At 69.2% G+C, this 17,176-nt stretch carries 21 protein-coding genes; 11 read left to right on the top strand and 10 right to left on the bottom strand.

The window, feature by feature from the left end:
- Window positions 1-39: 39 nt before the first annotated feature.
- Together bioD and bioF are read right to left on the bottom strand one after the other, a co-directional pair.
- Window positions 40-699, bottom strand: a complete 660-nt coding sequence (gene bioD, locus O4N75_RS05695) for a dethiobiotin synthase (RefSeq protein ID WP_269628387.1) — start codon at window positions 697-699, stop codon at window positions 40-42.
- Window positions 699-1,850, bottom strand: a complete 1,152-nt coding sequence (gene bioF, locus O4N75_RS05690) for an 8-amino-7-oxononanoate synthase (RefSeq protein ID WP_269629331.1) — start codon at window positions 1,848-1,850, stop codon at window positions 699-701. Before bioF ends, bioD begins: the two co-directional genes overlap by 1 nt.
- Window positions 1,851-1,899: 49 nt before the next feature.
- Here bioF and O4N75_RS05685 point away from each other — a divergent pair, with 49 nt between their 5' ends.
- Entirely contained in the window at window positions 1,900-3,168 is a 1,269-nt protein-coding gene (locus O4N75_RS05685; protein ID WP_269628386.1) for an adenosylmethionine--8-amino-7-oxononanoate transaminase, read from the top strand.
- Window positions 3,169-3,202: 34 nt separating this feature from the next.
- On the opposite strand, the gene O4N75_RS05680 is transcribed toward O4N75_RS05685, so the two are convergent.
- The 3 genes from O4N75_RS05680 to O4N75_RS05670 form a co-directional block, all read right to left on the bottom strand.
- The gene (locus O4N75_RS05680) at window positions 3,203-4,135 is read right to left on the bottom strand and encodes an alpha/beta hydrolase (protein ID WP_269628385.1); all 933 of its coding nucleotides are present in this window, start codon (window positions 4,133-4,135) and stop codon (window positions 3,203-3,205) included.
- A gap of 146 nt (window positions 4,136-4,281) precedes the next feature.
- Window positions 4,282-5,721, bottom strand: a complete 1,440-nt coding sequence (locus tag O4N75_RS05675) for an aldehyde dehydrogenase family protein (RefSeq protein WP_269628384.1) — start codon at window positions 5,719-5,721, stop codon at window positions 4,282-4,284.
- Between the two features lie 124 nt (window positions 5,722-5,845).
- A complete protein-coding gene (locus tag O4N75_RS05670) occupies window positions 5,846-6,793 on the bottom strand; it encodes an SMP-30/gluconolactonase/LRE family protein (RefSeq protein WP_269628383.1) in 948 nt (315 codons plus the stop codon).
- 130 nt (window positions 6,794-6,923) lie between these two features.
- On the opposite strand from O4N75_RS05670, the gene O4N75_RS05665 reads away from it, so the two are divergent.
- Complete coding sequence (locus O4N75_RS05665) at window positions 6,924-7,460, top strand: porin family protein (protein WP_269628382.1); 537 nt, start codon at window positions 6,924-6,926, stop codon at window positions 7,458-7,460.
- Window positions 7,461-7,465: 5 nt separating this feature from the next.
- On the opposite strand, the gene O4N75_RS05660 is transcribed toward O4N75_RS05665, so the two are convergent.
- Window positions 7,466-7,774, bottom strand: coding sequence for a hypothetical protein (locus tag O4N75_RS05660; RefSeq protein WP_269628381.1), 309 nt, complete (start codon window positions 7,772-7,774; stop codon window positions 7,466-7,468).
- Window positions 7,775-7,963: 189 nt separating this feature from the next.
- On the opposite strand from O4N75_RS05660, the gene O4N75_RS05655 reads away from it, so the two are divergent.
- From O4N75_RS05655 to O4N75_RS05635, 5 genes are all read left to right on the top strand, one after another.
- Window positions 7,964-8,299 (top strand): hypothetical protein, encoded by a 336-nt coding sequence (locus O4N75_RS05655; RefSeq protein ID WP_269628380.1) that lies wholly within the window; start codon window positions 7,964-7,966, stop codon window positions 8,297-8,299.
- Window positions 8,300-8,451: 152 nt separating this feature from the next.
- Window positions 8,452-9,186 carry an SDR family oxidoreductase gene (locus O4N75_RS05650; RefSeq protein ID WP_269628379.1) on the top strand — a complete coding sequence of 245 codons (735 nt, stop codon included), beginning with the start codon at window positions 8,452-8,454 and terminating at the stop codon, window positions 9,184-9,186.
- A gap of 95 nt (window positions 9,187-9,281) precedes the next feature.
- The gene (gene folB, locus O4N75_RS05645) at window positions 9,282-9,629 is read left to right on the top strand and encodes a dihydroneopterin aldolase (protein ID WP_269628378.1); all 348 of its coding nucleotides are present in this window, start codon (window positions 9,282-9,284) and stop codon (window positions 9,627-9,629) included.
- Window positions 9,629-10,105 (top strand): hypothetical protein, encoded by a 477-nt coding sequence (locus O4N75_RS05640; RefSeq protein ID WP_269628377.1) that lies wholly within the window; start codon window positions 9,629-9,631, stop codon window positions 10,103-10,105. Before folB ends, O4N75_RS05640 begins: the two co-directional genes overlap by 1 nt.
- 95 nt (window positions 10,106-10,200) lie before the next feature.
- Window positions 10,201-10,599, top strand: coding sequence for a hypothetical protein (locus tag O4N75_RS05635; RefSeq protein ID WP_269628376.1), 399 nt, complete (start codon window positions 10,201-10,203; stop codon window positions 10,597-10,599).
- A gap of 309 nt (window positions 10,600-10,908) precedes the next feature.
- Here the strand turns inward: O4N75_RS05635 and O4N75_RS05630 are convergent, their stop codons facing one another.
- Complete coding sequence (locus O4N75_RS05630) at window positions 10,909-11,796, bottom strand: branched-chain amino acid aminotransferase (RefSeq protein ID WP_267230666.1); 888 nt, start codon at window positions 11,794-11,796, stop codon at window positions 10,909-10,911.
- Window positions 11,797-11,877: 81 nt separating this feature from the next.
- Between O4N75_RS05630 and O4N75_RS05625 the strand changes: the two genes are divergently transcribed.
- The 4 genes from O4N75_RS05625 to O4N75_RS05610 all read left to right on the top strand — a co-directional run bounded on the left by O4N75_RS05625 (window position 11,878) and on the right by O4N75_RS05610 (window position 15,033).
- Complete coding sequence (locus O4N75_RS05625) at window positions 11,878-12,354, top strand: MarR family transcriptional regulator (protein WP_269628375.1); 477 nt, start codon at window positions 11,878-11,880, stop codon at window positions 12,352-12,354.
- Window positions 12,354-13,061 carry a response regulator transcription factor gene (locus O4N75_RS05620; protein ID WP_267230664.1) on the top strand — a complete coding sequence of 236 codons (708 nt, stop codon included), beginning with the start codon at window positions 12,354-12,356 and terminating at the stop codon, window positions 13,059-13,061. The genes O4N75_RS05625 and O4N75_RS05620 overlap by 1 nt, the downstream gene beginning before the upstream one ends.
- A gap of 148 nt (window positions 13,062-13,209) precedes the next feature.
- Window positions 13,210-14,562, top strand: a complete 1,353-nt coding sequence (locus O4N75_RS05615) for an ATP-binding protein (protein WP_269628374.1) — start codon at window positions 13,210-13,212, stop codon at window positions 14,560-14,562.
- Between the two features lie 48 nt (window positions 14,563-14,610).
- Complete coding sequence (locus O4N75_RS05610; protein WP_269628373.1) at window positions 14,611-15,033, top strand: DUF2147 domain-containing protein; 423 nt, start codon at window positions 14,611-14,613, stop codon at window positions 15,031-15,033.
- A gap of 187 nt (window positions 15,034-15,220) precedes the next feature.
- Here O4N75_RS05610 and proC read toward each other — a convergent pair whose 3' ends face one another.
- The 3 genes from proC to O4N75_RS05595 all read right to left on the bottom strand — a co-directional run bounded on the left by proC (window position 15,221) and on the right by O4N75_RS05595 (window position 17,093).
- Entirely contained in the window at window positions 15,221-16,015 is a 795-nt protein-coding gene (gene proC, locus O4N75_RS05605; RefSeq protein ID WP_269628372.1) for a pyrroline-5-carboxylate reductase, read from the bottom strand.
- Window positions 16,016-16,201: 186 nt separating this feature from the next.
- Window positions 16,202-16,705, bottom strand: coding sequence for a YbjN domain-containing protein (locus O4N75_RS05600; RefSeq protein WP_269628371.1), 504 nt, complete (start codon window positions 16,703-16,705; stop codon window positions 16,202-16,204).
- Window positions 16,706-16,847: 142 nt separating this feature from the next.
- On the bottom strand, window positions 16,848-17,093 hold the full coding sequence (locus tag O4N75_RS05595; RefSeq protein ID WP_269628370.1) for an accessory factor UbiK family protein: 246 nt from the start codon (window positions 17,091-17,093) through the stop codon (window positions 16,848-16,850).
- Window positions 17,094-17,176 lie beyond the last annotated feature (83 nt).

Below are 17,176 nucleotides of genomic sequence, written 5' to 3'. Positions count from 1 at the left end.
GCTCCCCGCGCAGCAGAACGCCTCAGGCGGGGCGCGGCCTCAGACCAGCTCGCGCGCCCAGAGCTCCTCGCCCCGCGCGGCGGCGATGATCCTCACCTCGCCGGCGAAGGCGGCCACGCTGTCCACCGTCTGGGCGAAGTCCGGCGCGTCCGGCTCGCCGCTCTGGCTGACCACCACCGCGGCGATCGGCAGGCCGCGCGCACGCAGGGTCTCGATCGCCGTCAGGGTATGGCTGATCGCGCCAAGATACGATCCGCCGACCACCACGCTGGGCAGGCCGAGCGTCGCCATCAGGTCGAGGCCGGTGCCGTCCTCGGCCATCGGCGACATCACCCCGCCGGCGCCCTCGACCAGCATCAGGTCCGCGGCGCTGGCCGCCAGTCCGGCCCGGCAGAAGTCGGTCAGGGTCGAGATCCGCAGGTCCACGCCCTCGCGCCGCGCGGCCATCGGCGGCGACAGCGGGGCGGTGAAGCGCAGCGGCGCGATGGCGTCCAGCTCGGCCAGGGTCAGCGGCCGGCCCATCGCCGCCAGCAGCCGTCCCGGATCGCTCTGCGCCCAGTCGGCCTCGTCTATCCCGCTCACCGCCGGCTTCAGCGCCGCGACGCTCAGGCCCTTGGCGCGGGCCGCGCGCAGCATGGCGCAGGCGACATAGGTCTTGCCGACGTCGGTATGGGCGCCGGTGACGAACAGCTGGCGCATCAGGCCTCCTCCATCAGCGGGCGCACCGCCGCCGCCAGGCGATCGATCTCTTCATCCGGATGTCCGGCGGTGAACGCCACCCGCAGCCGCGCCGTACCGGCCGGCACGGTCGGCGGGCGGATCGCCACCACCAGGAAGCCCTGCGCCTCCAGCGCCTGCGCCGCCGCCAGGGTGCGGCCCGCCTCGCCCAGCACGATCGGCACCACCGCGCTGGTCGCCAGCGGCAGGTTCAGCGCTCGCGTAAAGCGCCGCGCCTTGGCCAGCACCGCGGCCACCCGCTGCGGCTCCGCAGCGATCACGTCCAGCGCCGCCAGCGCCGCGGCCGCGTTCGCCGGCGGCAGGCCGGTCGTGTAGACCACCGTGCGTGTGCGGGTCTTGATGAAGTCGATCACCGGGGCGCTGGCGCAGACATAGGCGCCATAACCGCCCAGCGCCTTGGAGAAGGTGCCCATCGCCAGGTCGACCTTGGCGGTGGGGAACATCGCCGCTGTCCCGCGTCCCTCGCCGACCACGCCCAGCCCGTGCGCGTCGTCGACCAGCAGCCAGGCGTCGTTCGCCTGGGCCAGGGCGCTGATCTCGTCCAGCGGCGCGACGTCGCCGTCCATCGAGAACACCCCGTCGGTGGCGATCAGCGCGCGGTCCGCCTCGCCGCGATAGGCGGCCAGCTTCGCCGCCAGATCGGCGACGTCGTTGTGGGCGAACGGTACGATCTTCGCCCGCGACAGCTGCGAGCCCGACCAGATGCAGGCGTGGGCCAGGTCATCGATCAGGATCAGGTCGCCCTCGCCGACGACGGTCGGAATGATCCCCGAATTGGCCAGGTAACCCGAGCCGAACACGCAGGCGGCCTCTGCGCCCTTGAGCGCCGCCAGCCGCGCCTCGAGCTCGCCGAAGATCGGGTTGTCGCCGGTCACCAGCCGCGAGGCGCCCGATCCGACCCCGTGCTCCTCGACCGCCGCCAGCGCCGCGGCCTTCACGGCCGGATGATGCGACAGGTTCAGGTAGTCGTTGCACGAGAACGACAGCAGCCGCCGTCCATTCCTTTCGACCCACAACCCGTCCAACCGGCGGGTCGGGACCAGGGTGCGCTTCAAGCTGCGCGCCTCGAGCGCATCGAGCTTGGACTGGGCGAAGGCGGTCAGGCTGTCCATCACGGCGCGCGGTATGCACGAGGCCGGCGTTCGGTTAAAGCCACGGCTCATGACTTTCCCGACACCGGACTGGCTTACCCAAGGCGCCCGCAACGTCTGGCGCCCCTATTGTCAGATGAAGACGGCGCCCGCGCCGCTGGCGGTGGCCCGCACCGAAGGCGCGCGGATCATCCTGGAGGACGGCCGCGAACTGATCGACGGCGTCGCCTCCTGGTGGACCGCCTGTCACGGCTACAATCATCCGCACATCCGCGCGGCGGTGACCGCGCAGTTGGAGCGCGCGCCGCACGTGATGTTCGGCGGCCTGGCGCACGAACCGGCCTATCGGCTGGCCTCCCGGCTTGCAGGCCTGCTGCCCGGCGACCTCAACCACGTCTTCTTCGCCGAAAGCGGCTCGGTGGCGGTTGAGATCGCCATGAAGATGGCGCTGCAGTACTGGATCAATCGCGGCGTAGCCGGCCGCACCCGGTTCCTGTCGTTCCAGGGCGGCTATCACGGCGACACCCTGGCGACGATGACCATCTGCGATCCCGATGAGGGCATGCACAGCCTGTTTTCCGGGGTGATGCCGTCTCAGATCGTCACCGCCCTGCCGGTCGACGCCGCCTCGGAAGCGGCCCTCGACGCCCTGATGGGTGAGAAGGCCGGCGAGATCGCCGCGATCATCGTCGAGCCGCGCATTCAAGGCGCCGGCGGCATGCTGTTCCATTCCGACGAGGTGCTGCGCACCCTGCGCCGGCTGGCCGACAAGCACGACCTGCTGCTGGTCTTCGACGAGATCTTCGTCGGCTTCGGCCGCACCGGCGACCTGTTCGCCTGTTCCGGCTCGCGCGTGACGCCCGACATCGTCACCCTGTCCAAGGCGCTGACCGGCGGCACCCTGCCGCTCTCGGCGGCCATCGCCCGCAGCCGGGTGTTCGAGGCCTTCTGGTCCGACGACGCCGGCGCGGCCCTGATGCACGGCCCGACTTACATGGCCAACCCGCTGGCCTGCGCCGCCGCCAACGCCAGCCTCGACCTCTTCGAGACCGGCCAGTGGAAGGCCGACGTCGCGCGCATCAACGCCGCCCTGGCCTCCGGGCTGGAGCCCTGCCGCGCCGCCCCCGGCGTCGTCGACGTGCGCACCTACGGGGCCATCGGCGTCGTCGAGTTCGACCGCCACGTCGAAAGCGGCCCGCTCTGCATGGCCTTCGCCGAGCATGGCTGCTGGATCCGCCCGATGGGCAAGGTCGTCTACCTGACCCCGCCCTACGTCACCACCGACGCCGAACTCGCCCAGCTCACCGGCGCGATCCGCAAGGTGCTGTCGGACCTCTAATTGCTCCCCCAAAGGGGGAGGGGTTAGCTGCCGCCTATCCCACCGCCGCCTTCAGCGCCGCAGCGGTTTCCTTCACCGCCTCATGCACCGCCGGCGAGACGTCGGGCATGACGTAGAAGTCGTGGATCAGCCCCGGATACTCGACGTGGGTCGCCGAAACACCGGCCTCGGTCAGGCGGCGGGCATAGTCGCGGCCCTCGTCCTTCAGCGGGTCGAACCCAGCCGTCACCACCAGGGCCGGCGGCAGGTCGCCGCTCAGCTTGGCGCCGCCCAGGAAGGCGCGGCCCGATTGTGCATGGCCGATCGCGGCCAGCGACTTGTCGAACCAGGCCAGCGCCGCCTTGGTCAGGATCGGCCCGTCCAGCTCCTTGCGCGAGGCTGTCTCCACCTCCGGCCAGATGCCCGGATAGAGCAGCAGCTGGAAGGCGATCTTGCGGGCCGGATCGTTCTTCAGGTCGATGGAGACCGAGGCCGCCAGGTTGCCGCCGGCCGAGTCGCCGCCGACCGCGATGCGCTTGGGATCCATGCCCAGTTCGGCGGCGTGGTCGAACGCCCACTTGGTCGCCGCCAGCGCGTCGTCGTGGCCGGCCGGGAACGGATGCTCCGGCGCCAGCCGGTAGTCGATCGCCAGCACCCGCACGCCGGCCAGCGAGGCCAGCCGCCTGCAGTGGCCGTCATGGGTCTCCAGGTCGCCGATGGTGAAGCCGCCGCCGTGGAAATAGACCAGGCCGCCGCTCGGGGTCTGGGCGCCCGCCGGGGTGTACAGCCGCGCTGGGATCGAACCGGCTCCGCCGCCGACCTGCAGGTCCTTGGTCGTGACGTCCTGCGGCGGGTTCTGGTCGGTCGCCTTGCGCTGCATCTGGTAGCCCATGCGGATCATGGCGGGCGGCACGGCGTCCAGCGGCGGGGCGTTCGCGGCCTGCTCGGCGGCCGCGTCGATCATCGCTTTGAAGTTGGGGTCGAGCATCTGGTTCTTCCTAATGACTGCGCTCAGCGCACGGCCTTCTCACGCGGGGGCCGTTGAAATGTCTTATGAAAACGGGCCGGCAAGATCCTCTCTCGCCGGCCCGCCTCAAGGATGGTCCCTTCCTGAAGGAAGAGGCGTCGTCGTCCTTACTCGGCGGCTTCCTTCGGCGCGTAGCCGAGGACGGCCTTCACTTCGAGGAACTCGTTGAAGGCGAAATCGCCCCACTCGCGCCCGTTGCCGCTCATCTTGTAGCCGCCGAACGGCGCCATCAGGTCGCCGCCGCCGCCGTTGATCGACACCTGGCCGGCGCGCAGCTTGGACGCCACTTCGCGGGCCTTGGCGAGGTCGGCCGCCTGAACGTAGGCGGCCAGGCCGTACTCGGTGTCGTTACCGATCTGGACGGCCTGGTCGAGATTCTCGTAGCCGAGGATCGACAGCACCGGGCCGAAGATCTCTTCCTTGGCGATGGTCATGTCCGGGGTGACGTTGGCGAACACGGTCGGCTTGACATAGTAGCCGACGTCCAGGCCCTCCGGACGGCCGACGCCGCCGGCGACCAGGGTCGCGCCCTCGTCGATGCCGGCCTGGATCAGCTTCTGGATCTTATTGAACTGCACTTCGGAGACCACCGGGCCGAGCTGGCTGTTGCCGTTCGGATCGCCGACGGTGACCTGGGCGGCCGCTTCCTTCGCCACCGCGATCGCCTCGTCCATACGCTTTTGCGGGACCAGCATGCGGGTCGGGGCGTTGCAGGACTGGCCGGAGTTGGTCATCACCGTGGCCACGCCGCGGCCCACGCCCTTGGCGAAGGCGTCGTCGTCCAGGACGATGTTCGGGCTCTTGCCGCCCAGTTCCTGCGCCACGCGCTTGACGGTCGGGGCGGCGTTCTTGGCCACCTCGATGCCGGCGCGGGTCGAACCGGTGAACGAGATCAGGTCCACGTCCGGATGGCTCGACAGCGGCACGCCGACGCCGACGCCGTCGCCTTGGACCAGGTTGAACACGCCGGCCGGCACGCCGGCGGCATGCATGATCTCAGCGAAGATGTGGCCGGTGAACGGCGCCACTTCCGACGGCTTCAGCACCATGGTGCAGCCGGTCGCGATGGCCGGGGCCACCTTGCAGACGATCTGGTTCAGCGGCCAGTTCCAGGGGGTGATGAAGCCGCAGACGCCGATCGGTTCCTTGACGATCATCGTCGGTCCGCGGTCCTCGGTGAACTTGTAGTCCTTCAGCACCGCCACCGCGGTGCCCAGGTGCCCCATGCCGATCGGAACCTGCGCGCGCTGAGCCAGGCTGGCCGGGGCGCCCATTTCCTCGGTGACCGCGACGGCCAGGTCGCCGAAGCGCTTCTGGTACTCGGCCAGGATGCGGTTCAGCACATCCATACGCTCTTCGCGGGTGGTCTGCGACCAGGTCGCGAACGCCTTGCGGGCGGCCTTCACGGCCTTGTCCACATCGGCCGCCGAGCCAAGCGAGATCTTGCCTGCGACCTTCTCGGTCGCCGGGTTGATGACGTCGAGCGTCTTGGGTTCGACCGGATCGACCCATTGACCGTCGATATAGAACTGCAGGTACTCGCGCATGACGTCCTCCCGGAGGCGTTCGTTGGATTATTGGCGCGCCGACGAGATCCCCCGACGGCTTCAAACAAGCATTTTAGTGATCATTGATCACTGTGGAAGAGGCAACCTTCAAACCCTGAGGAATTCAGGCCGAAACCCGCCCCTCCAATTGGTGCACGTGAGGCTGTCCCGCAACCGGGCTGCGGCCCTTCAGGACATAACCGGCCCGGATCGAGCCGATGTAAAGGTCCTTCAGGTCCGGGCCGCCCCAAGTGACGTTGGTCGGATGGTTCACCACCTCGCCCGACGGATCGTGAATCACCGTCGTCACCTCCAGCGCCGGCGTGATCGCCACCACTTTGTTGGCGGCCGGCAGGCAGACCCAGAGATTGCCTTCGGCGTCGAGACCTATCCCGTCAGTGTAGCCGAGATCGTTGTGATCGACCCCGGGGCCCGGGGCCTGCAGCTTGCCCAGCACCGGCCCGTAGCGGCCGCCGGCCCCCAGCTTGCCGCCCGCGTGGACCGGAAAACGCAGCACGTCCGCCCCGCTGGTCTGGGCGCAGAACAGGTACTGCTCGTCGGCCGACAGGGCCATGCCGTTCGGGAACTTCAGCCCCTCGGCCACGACCTCGCTCGAGCCGTCCGGCCGCAGCACGAAGATGAAGCCGTCGGCGCGTCCGTCCAGCGCCTGCGGCCAAGTCTCGGCATGGGTGGAGTTGGCGCACCAGATGTTCCCGGCCCGGTCGATCACCGGATAGTTGGCGCTGGTCAGCCGCCGCCCGCCGACTTCCGTCAGCAGGGTCTCGTGCGCTCCCGTCGCCGGATCGAACCGCTGCAGCGGCCCGTCCTCGCGGTCATAGATGCCGAAATTGGCGATCAGCACCCGGCCCTGGCGGTCCATGTTGATCCCGTTCGGTGCCCCGCCCTTGGGACCCATCCGCTTGAACGAGCCGTCGGGAAAGATCTCGGCCACCGCGCACTGGTGGTCGGACGCGAAGACCCGCCCGCCCGGGCCGACCACGACGTCCTCCGGACGATCGATCCCCACGGCGACCTTGGTCAGGTCGCCCGGCGCGATGGGCGATAGGGGCATGGCGTTTCCTCCGGCGTTTTCGCCAGCTTGGCCTGCGCAGTCGGGATTGGGCAAGCGACGGACATCTTTCCGCCCCAACGACACCCGCATAAGGTGCGACAAAATGAAAACACACCGCTAGGGAGCGCCCATGAAACTCACTCAGCTGCCGCTGCTCGCCGCCGCATGCGCCGTCGCCGGTTCGGCCCACGCCGCAGATCTCTATGGCTCGCTCGGCTATGCGCAGTTCGAAACCAAGCAGCTCGACACGAGTCTGGGCGCCGTCCAGGGCCGCTTCGGCGCGCGCCTCGCGCCGCACCTGGGAATTGAAGGCGAGCTTGCCTTCGGCGTCGATGACGACCAGGTCGACATGCCCGTCCTCGGCTACGCCTGGAGTGAGGAACTCCAGCACCAGGCGGGACTCTACGCGGTGGGCTTCCTGCCGATCACCGAGAACGCCGAGGTCTTCGCCCGGCTGGGCTTCGGCTACGCCAAGCTCAACACCAAGGCCAGCTATCTCGGCCAATCCATGGACGTAGACCGCACCGAAGACGCCTTCAGCTTCGGCGTCGGCGCGCAGTATTTCTTCGCCGGCGCCAACGGGGTGCGGATCGACTACACCCGCCACGAGTTCGGCGACGACGCCCCCGCCGACGCCTGGGCCGTGGCCTACGTGCGCAAGTTCTAAAGGCGCTAGACGCCCGTCGTCGGTCCGATGCCTTCGCCGTCCTCGGGGAAGGTCATCCACTTTTCCCGCTTCTCGCGCGCCTCGCGCTTGGCCTGGAAGTCGTTGGCCCGCGACATCAGCGCCTTCGCGTCGCGGCCAAGCTGGGCGAAGTTCGAATCCGGCGGCGCCGTCAGCGCGGTCGGATGAAAGACCTCGATGTCGTGCAGCAGCTGAAGGAACTCGTGGTCCTCCCGGCTGCCGTGCGCCGGGGGGTGTTCCAGAAGGTCCGCCACCCGCTGAAGGGCCGCCTCGAAGGACTCCTGGTCTTTAATCATCTAGATGCTCCTGCCGTCGGGCGAAGCCGCAGGGCGACGCCCCGCCAAAGCAAAGGCTTGAGGCGGCTTCCGGTTCCCTCGCCGGACAGGCCGGCCTCACTCCCCGTAGGTCTTCGGATCGAGCGCGAAGGCCAGCCCCTGCCAGGCGCCCTCGCCAGCGTCATGCGCACGGCGATTGGCCCGCGCAATATGCGTATGCCCCGCCTGATCTCACGGACCTATCCGGGCGAATGGGAGCAGGCGGCCGGCGTCGATCTGCCCGCGCCCACGGGCGTCATCGAGTTCGCTCGCTATCTGCAGGGCGCAGCGGGCCTGGGCTGCGCCATCGGCTCCTGGTTCGCCGTCAAGGCCGAGATCGAGAGCGGCGCGCCGCTGGCGCCGTTCGGCTTCGTCCAGGCGCTGACTCCTTGCGTGTTTGTGCGGGCCCGCGCGACGCCCGATCCTCTCGCCGTAGCCTTCCGCGACTGGGTGGTGGCCGAGGGCGCCAGCGGCCCGCTGCCGCCGGGTGTCGGCCCGCGGCCCTGACCTCCCCCTTGCGAACGCCCCCCGCCCGCTCTAAAGCCGGTCCCATAACGCCGGAGCTTGCTATGACCGCGATCTTGACCATCCTTGCCTTCATCGTCGTCATCGGCGGGCTGAACTACTTCGAGTTCGGCCGGCTCGACTAAGGGCGCTCGTTGGCTGACACCGCGCGCGGCGCGGCCCTCATCACCGGGGGTTCGCGCAGGATCGGCCGGGTCCTGACCCAGGCCGCCGCCGACGCGGGTTTCGATGTCGCCATCCACGTCCGCACAATCGACGACGACGCCGAGGCCGCCGCGGCCGACGTCCGCGCCCGCGGCCGCAAGGCCTCCATCCACGCCTGCGACCTGCGCGACGAGGGGGCCACCGCCCCGCTGGTCGGCGCGGCCGAGAGCGAACTCGGCCCCGTCACCCTGCTGGTCAACTGCGCCTCGGTGTTCGAGAACGACGCCTTCGCCAGCATGAACCGCGCCTCCTGGGACGCCCACCTGGAGACGAACCTGCGCAGCCCCCTGGTGCTGGCCCAGGCCTTCGCCCGCCGGCTGCCGGCCGATCGCACGGGCCAGATCGTCAACATCCTGGACCAGCGGGTGTTCGCGCCCGGCCCCGAATTCTTCAGCTACTCGCTGTCCAAGAGCGCGCTTTGGGCGGCCACCCAGATGCTGGCCCAGGAGCTGGCCCCGCGCATCCGGGTCAACGGCATCGGCCCTGGCCCCACCCTGCCCTCGATCCACCAGCAGGGCAGCGATTTCGATGACGAAGTCGCAGGCACCCTGCTCAAGCGCCCGGTCGATCCGGCCGAGATCGGCCATGCGCTGCGGTACCTCATTGACGCAAGGTCGGTGACGGGCCAGATGATCGCCGTCGACGCGGGCCAGCACCTGGCCTGAGCCGCTTCCCCGGGAACGGAGCCCCCTTGGTTCTTCCATCGTTGCAGCAAAGTTCGCCTGAGGCTCCGTCCCCCGAGCCGCAGGGACGCGTGGTCATGACCAAGGTGTTCGTCACCGGCCTGAAGGTCGATGCCGAGATCGGCGTCTACGCCCACGAGAAGGGCGCCTCCCAGCCGCTGATCGTCGATGTCGAGCTCGACGTGCCGACCGCCGGCGCCACGCGCCTGGCCGACACCGTCAACTACGAGACGATCGGGGAGTCGGCGCGCGCCATCGCCGCCGCCGGCCACATCCAGCTGGTCGAGGACTTCGCCGAGCGCCTGGCCCGCGCCTGCCTCGCCGATCCGCGAGTGATGCGCGCCCGCGTGCGGGTGGAAAAGCCGCAGGCGTTGGCGCCCCACGCCGCCGCCGCCGGGGTCGAGATCACCGTCGTCCGGGGCTGATGGCCAGCTACGCCGCGCGCCTCTCGCCGCTGCAGGGCGAAACCGTCTGGACGATCGAGAAATCCGCCATCGTCGAGCGCCGCACCGGGCGCGAGCGCCGCTTCCCGCTGGCCGAGTTGCGCGGCGTCACCCGCGCCGGCCGCGGCGCGGTGCTGCAGTTCCAGCGCCGCCGCCTGACCATCCCGGCCCTCACCTATGGCGAGGCCCTGCGCCCGCAGGACCAGGCCGAGACCTTCGAGGCGTTTCTGACGGCCCTGTCCCAGGCCGCCCCTGACCGCCCGATCCGCCGCCCCTCGCCGAACGCCGAAGCCGTGCTCTGGATCATGGGCCTGATGGCGGTCGGCGCGGCGGCCGTGCTGCTGGCCGCCGGCGTCGCCGGAGCCTGGTTGCTGGGCGTCGCCCTGGCCGCGCGGCTGGTCTTCGTGGTGATCCTGGGCGCCGCGGTGCTGCCGTGGCTGGGGCGCAAGCCGCGGTAATCGCCGCCCGACCAAGCGACATGAACGCGAATTAAGCTGGAATTCGCGCTGATCAGGGCCACATCCTGTTCAGGCATTTCGCTTGGGAGACTGAATTGAGCCAAACCGAAACCACCGTTGTGACGACCGAGGACCGCGTCCTGCCGGCAGTGGTCTACGGCCTCTACCTGCTCGGGCTGGTGAACGGCCTGACCATCCTGGTTGGACTGGTGGTGGCCTACATCAACCTCGACAAGGCCGGCCCGCGGATGCGGAGCCACTACGACTTCCAGATCCGCACCTTCTGGATCGGGCTGGCGATCTTCCTGTCGCTGGGCCTGCTGATCGGGATCAGCGCGGTGCTGTCCCTGGTGCTGATCGGGATCCCGTTCCTGATGCTGTTCCTCTTCCTCTGGGGCGCGGTCGGGGTCTGGTTCGCCGTCCGCTGCATCATCGGTCTGGTCTACGTTTCGCAGGACCAGGCCTATCCGCGGCCGAACACCTGGCTGATTTGACGGCAATCGCAGCGCCGCGCCGCTCGAAAGGGCGGCGCGGCCGTTGTCGCGCCCGGCCTGTGGCGCCCCCGCACTAGACCCCCTCCCCCTGCTTTGGCAGCATCGGCCCTCGTCGACGCCATGGGGGGCGACGGCGCGGGGGGGTTCGTAGCCAACCTGGTCTGGCGCTGCTGCGGGGGAGCGCGAGCGACGGTCCAGGGGCGGCTGGAGGGCGAATCCCCCCATCCCCATTCGTCATCGGGCTCAGAAACAAAAACGCCGCCTGGAACGATCCAGGCGGCGAACTTGTCTGCGTGATCGTGGGGCCGCTTAGGCCGGCACGCTCTCGCGGCGCACCATGCGGGCGTAGTCATCGGCCAGGCCCAGCGACAGGGCGCCCGGCGTGAACCGGTATTCGCCGATCTCGCCGACCGGGGTCACCTCGGCGGCGGTGCCGACCACGAAGCATTCGGTGAAGCCCGCCAGCTCCTCCGGCTTGATGTGGCGCTCGATCACCTCGATGCCCTTGGACTTGGCCAGCGCGATCACCGACTGGCGGGTGATCCCGTTCAGAAAGCAGTCCGGGGTCGGGGTGTGCAGCGCGCCGTCCTTGACGAAGAACACGTTCGAACCCGTGCTCTCGGCGATGTAGCCGCGATAGTCGAGCATCATCGCGTCGGTGTAGCCGGCCTTCTCGGCGGCGTGCTTGGAGATGGTGCAGATCATGTAGAGGCCGGTGGCCTTGGCGTGGACCGGCTCGGTCTCCGGCGACGGGCGCTTGTACTTGGCCCAGGTCAGGCGGATGCCTTTGGCGCGTTCTTCCGGGCTGAAGTAGCTCGGCCAGTCCCACACCGCGATGGCGACGTGGATCTTGGTGTTCTGGGCCGAGACCCCGATCATCTCCGAACCGCGCCAGGCGATCGGACGCAGATAGGCGTCGGTCAGGCCGTTCTTGGCGCAGGTGTCCTTGCAGGCCTGGTCGATCTCCTCCACCGTGAAGGGGATTTCGAAGTCCAGCATCTCGGCCGACTTGAACAGACGCTCGGTATGTTCACGCAGCTTGTAGATCTCTCCCCCATACATCCGCTCGCCTTCGAACACCGCCGAGGCGTAATGGAGGCCGTGGGTCAGTACGTGCACCTTCGCCTCGCGCCAGGGCACGAACTGGCCGTCCAGCCAGATCCATCCGTCGCGATCGTCAAAGGGCACTAGAGACATGAGGGAAAGTCCTCCTTTCAATCTGGCCCCCTTACAGACTTCCTTGCCCCCTGCGTCAAACAAAATGGGTTTCAAAGTGTAATGGTCGCAGCCGATCCAAGGCTCATTCTGCGCGACGAGGAACTCGACGGCGGGCTCGAAATGCTGCTGCTCGCCGAGGCCGCGCTATGGGCCGGCGTCGACGCCGGACTGGAGACGGAATCAGCCCTCGGTCTTGGCCGCTCGCACTGGCGCGCGGCCTTTCTGCTCAAGCGCCGGCCGGGGGTCGGGGTGCAGGAACTGGCCCACCTGACCAGCCTCTCCAAGCAGGCCGCCAGCCGCATCGTCGCCGACCTTGAGGCCAAGGGCCTGGCCGAGAAAATCGCCGGCGACCTCGACGGCCGCCGCCGCGCCGTCAGCCTGACGCAGGCCGGCGCAGCCTTCGAGGACCGCATCTCAGAACGCTTGCGCGCCCAGCTCGCCCGGTCCTATCGGATGGGCGGCCTGGACGGCGTGGCCGGCGCCAGGCAGATCCTGTCGGCCCTGGCCGGCGGTCGGATGAAGAGCGGAGGCGCCTGATGGCCGCGGTCGAGACTGCCGAACGTCACCTGCTGGTGGTCGACGACGACGACCGCATCCGCGACCTGCTCAAGCAGTACCTGACCCGGCACGGCTTCCGCGTGACCACCGCGCCCGGCGGCGCCCACGCCCGCAGCCTGATCGAGACCATCGACTTCGACCTGGCGGTGTTCGACGTGATGATGCCCGGCGAGGACGGCTTCTCGCTCGTCCGCTGGCTGCGCGAACGCAAGGGCGCGGCCGGCCGCACCCCGGTGCTGATGCTGACCGCCCGCGGCCTGGCCGAGGACCGCATCGAGGGCCTGAAGCTCGGCGCTGACGACTACCTGGCCAAGCCGTTCGAGCCCGAGGAGCTGCTGCTGCGGATCGAAGCGATCCTGCGCCGCTCCGACCAGCGCCCGGCCGGCGCCGCCAACGGCAGCCTTTCGCTCGGCGCCTGCGCCTTCGACCTGGAGCGGGGAGAGCTGAGCCGCGGCGGCGTCCCGGTGCGCCTGACCGAGGCCGAGGTGGCGCTGCTGCGCCGCCTGGCCCGCAACCCGCACGAGCCCGTCGATCGCCTGGAACTGGCCCGCGAGACCGTCGATCCCTCCGGCCGCGCCGTCGACGTCCAGGTCACCCGCCTGCGCCGCAAGATCGAGAACGATCCCAAGACCCCGCGCTACCTGCAGACCGTCCGCGGCGTCGGCTACCTGCTGGCGCCCGATTGATGGCTGGGCGCCGCATAATTGCTCCGCCTCTGGGGGAGCTGTCAGCCGAACGGCTGACTGAGGGGGACTTTGACTCCGCAAGAGCAGTCCCCCTCCGTCTCGACGCTTTGCGTCGATCCACCTCCCCCAAGAGGGGAGGAACCGGAAAGTGAAACTTCCCCGCCGCCTCGAACCGCGCCTGGTGCAGCGGCTGATCAAGCGCAGCCTGCCGACCTCGCTGTTCGGCCGCTCGCTGCTGATCATCGTGCTGCCGGTGGCGCTGATGCAGATCGCAGTGACCTGGATCTTCTTCGACGCCCACTGGCAGACCGTCACCAGCCGGCTGTCCGACGGCCTAGCCGGCGAGGTCGCCTGGGCGGTCGAAAGCTATCAGGACGATCCCAGCCCCCAGACCATGGCGACGATCGCCGACCGGGCGGAGAAATCGCTGAACCTCTCAATCGCCCTGCAGCCGGGCCGCGAGCTGCCGCAGGGCCGGCGCACCAACGCCTTCGCCGTCGTCGACCGGGCGATCGACCGGGCGCTCTCCCAGCGGTTGGACGCCCCCTACTGGTTCGATACCACCCGCTACCCGGCCTATGTCGACATCCGGGTGAAGATCGACCAGGGGGTGATCCGCATCCTCGCCCCCCGCGACCGCGCCTTCGCCACCCAGGGCCACATCTTCGTGCTGTGGCTGGCCATGGCGACGATCCTGCTGACCGCCATCGCCATCCTGTTCATCCGCAACCAGACCCGCACCATCGAGCGCCTGGCCACCGCCGCCGACGCCTTCGGCAAGGGCGTCGATGCGCCCACCTTCAAGCCCAGCGGCGCGCGCGAGGTGCGTCAGGCGGCGCAGGCCTTCCTGGCCATGAAGTCGCGCATCCAGCGCCACATCGACCAGCGCACCGCCCTGCTGGCCAGCGTCAGCCACGACCTGCGCACCCCGCTGACCCGCCTGAAGCTGGAGCTCGCCCTGGCCGAGCCCGGACCGCGCACGGCCGAGATGAAGCGCGACCTGGCCGAGATGGAGCACATGATCGACGAGTACCTCGCCTTCGCTCGTGGCGAAGGCGGCGAGGCCGTCGAGACCGTCCACCTGAAGTCGCTGATCGACGAGGTCAGTGAAGGCGCCGTGCGCGCGGGGGCCCAGGTGCGGGTGGACGCCGATCCGGACCTGCTGGCCGCGGTGCGCCCCAACGCGCTGAAGCGGGCGCTCTCCAACCTGATCATGAACGCCGCGGCCCATGGCGAGACCGTCCAGGTCGCCGCCGCGCCGCGCACTTCGGGCGGGGTCGAGATCGTCGTCGACGACGATGGCCCCGGCATCTCAGAGGGCCGCTACGAGGACGCCTTCAAGGCGTTCAACCGACTCGACGACTCCCGGAACCAGAACGAGAAGGGCGTCGGCCTGGGGCTCGCCATCGCCCGTGACGTGGCCCGCAGCCACGGCGGCGACATCGTGCTCGACCGCTCACCGCTGGGCGGCCTTAGGGCGATTGTCAGGTTGCCTGGATAACCGGGTTCGGTCAGTCTCCGCCGCGCGCCACCGCCGGAGGAGTTCCCGATGTCCCTAGTCCGCCTCGCCGCCGCGACCGCCCTGGCCGTCGCGATCGCCTCGCCCGCCCTGGCCGCCGATCCGGTCGAGGGCCTGTGGCTGGTCCAGGCCGGCACCGCCAAGGTCAAGGTCGCCCCCTGCGCCAGCGACAAGTCCAAAATGTGCGGCCAGGTCGCCTGGCTGAAGACGCCGGGCGCCAAGGACGCCAACAATCCCGACGCGTCCCTGCGCAGCCGCCCGATCATGGGCATGTTGATGATCCGTGACTTCAAGCCGGCCGGCGCCGGCAAATGGACCAGCGGCAAGATCTACGATCCCAACTCGGGCAAGACCTACGGCTCGAAGATGAGCGCCAATCCCGACGGCACGCTCAAAGTCGAGGGCTGCGTCGCCGTCGTCTGCCAGGCCCAGACCTGGAAGCGCGCGAGCTAGGAGCTCCCCCTGATGGATGGTGTCATCCCGGTTTGCGAAGCAAGACCGGGACCATTCGCGCCGAGCTGCAGGGCAAGGAGAGGCCGCGACGGCTTTTGATGGATCGGGTGTTCATGGGTCCCGGTCTTCGGCTACGCCGAAACCGGGATGACACCTGATATGCATACCCCCAGGACCGGGAGGCGCCCTACCCGCCCAGTTCCTTCGAGCGCCGCGCCGCCGCAGCCACCGCCTCGCGCAACAGGTCCGGGAAGCCGCCGTCGGCCAGCAGCACCTCCAGCGCCGCCTGGGTGGTCCCGCCGGGCGAGGTGACCTGCTTGCGCAGTTCGGCCGGCTCCTCGCCGCTGCGGGCCATCAGCGCCGCGGCGCCGGCGATCGTCGAACGCGCCAGCCGGGCGCTGTCGGCGGCCGGCAGCCCGGCCGCCGCGCCAGCCGCCTCCAGCGCCTCGACGAAGGCGTAGAGATAGGCCGGCGCCGAGCCGGACACTCCGGTCGCCGCGTGCATCAGCTCCTCGTCGGCGACATCGACCACCGTCCCGACCGGCGAAAACAGCGCGTGGGCCCGGGCCTTGGCCTCGCCGTCGGCCGCAAAGATGCTGGCCGTGCCCTGGCAGACCGCGACCGCCGTGGTCGGCATGATCCGCGCCACCGCGCGGCCGCCGAACGCCTGCGAGATGTCGGCCGCGCGCACGCCGGCGGCGATCGAGACGATCACCGCGTCGGGGGCCAGGTGACCGGCGACCTGGGCGGCCGCCTCGCGCCACAGCTGCGGCTTGACCGCGAGCACCACGGTTTGCGCCTGCGCCAGCTCGGCGTTCGGCGGATTGACGCGCGCGCCGGCCGCCTGGGCCGCCTCCAAGGTCGGGTTTGAATAGGGTTCGCGGATCAGCAGATCGGAGGCCTGGAAGGCCCCGGCCATGCGCCAGCCCTCGATCAGCGCCCCGCCCATGCGGCCGGCGCCCAGCATCAGGATCGGCGTCATCGGAAAACCTCAAGCGTGACAGCCGGCGCGGTCCGGCGGCCATCACGCTCTAATGGTTTCGCTCGGCGACGCCTAGACCCTTTCCGGTTCAGGCGGAATCACCTGAACCGGACAAAAAGAGTCTATCTTCAAGAACTTAGAGCGTGACGGCCGCTTCAACCGGCTTCCACTTGAAGCTGTCACGCTCTAGGCTTCGCCGACGGTCTCGAACATGCAGGCGGCCACGGCGTCGGCCGCCGACTTCGACCCGCGCACCAGGAAGTCGAACGCCGGATAGAAGCGGTCGGCCGCCTCCATCGCCACGTCGATCATCGCCGCGGCCTGGGCCAGGCTCGGACGCTCGCCGGTCATAAGCGCCATCGAGTGGCGGAAGATGATCTCGCCGTCGTCCCAGACTTCGAAATGGCCCAGCCAGACGCGCTGGTTCAGGGTGGAGATCAGCTCGTAGGCAGCCGCCTTCTGCTCGGGCGTGGCTTGCAGGTTCACCGAAAGACAAAGTTGCAGGCAGTCCGCTTCCGGACGCCAGGCGAACCACAGTTCGTAGTCTTTCCAGTCGCCGGTCAGCGCAAAGGCGAGATCGCCGTCTTCCGTACGATCGAACTGCAGGTTTTCGGCGGTCAGCACATGCTCGACCACGTCTAGCGGGTCGAGAGTGACCAGGACGTCTTCGTCAGGCTGAGAGGTGTCCATTAGACCAGAGGTCCTTTCGCAGAGGGCGTCCGCGGCCGGGCCGGCCATCGAATCGCCTGCGATATTGAAAGTAAGCTGCTTCGCGGCGTTCGCGTCATCGGGTTTCTTTTCCCGAGCGAGCCACATTCGCGTGTATCGAGACCTAGTCTTTCTTCGCAGCCTTCTTGGGCGCCTGCTGCTTCAGCTCGGCCACCTCGGCGCGCAGCGCCGCGATCTCGGCCTTGAGGGCGTCGAGGTCGTCGCGGCGGACGAGGTCGAAATCGGCCACGAAGCGATCGGCCTGGGCGCGGAACGCCGCCTTGGCTTCGTCTCCGGCCGTCTGGGCCAGGCCCATCGCCGCGCTGGTCAGCTTGGCGAACTCGTCCAGAAAGGGGTTCTGAGTCTGCATGGGCCCTATATGGCCCGCCGGGGGATGAAAGCGAAGGGCTTCTCGTCTAAACCTTGATCGCGAAGCATTCGGAGACGCCCGCC

The sequence above is a fragment of the Phenylobacterium sp. NIBR 498073 genome, from assembly GCF_027286305.1.
Classification (GTDB): domain Bacteria; phylum Pseudomonadota; class Alphaproteobacteria; order Caulobacterales; family Caulobacteraceae; genus Phenylobacterium.
The sequence above is the reverse complement of the archived record's forward strand: the minus strand, read 5'-3'. Positions and strand labels throughout refer to the sequence as shown.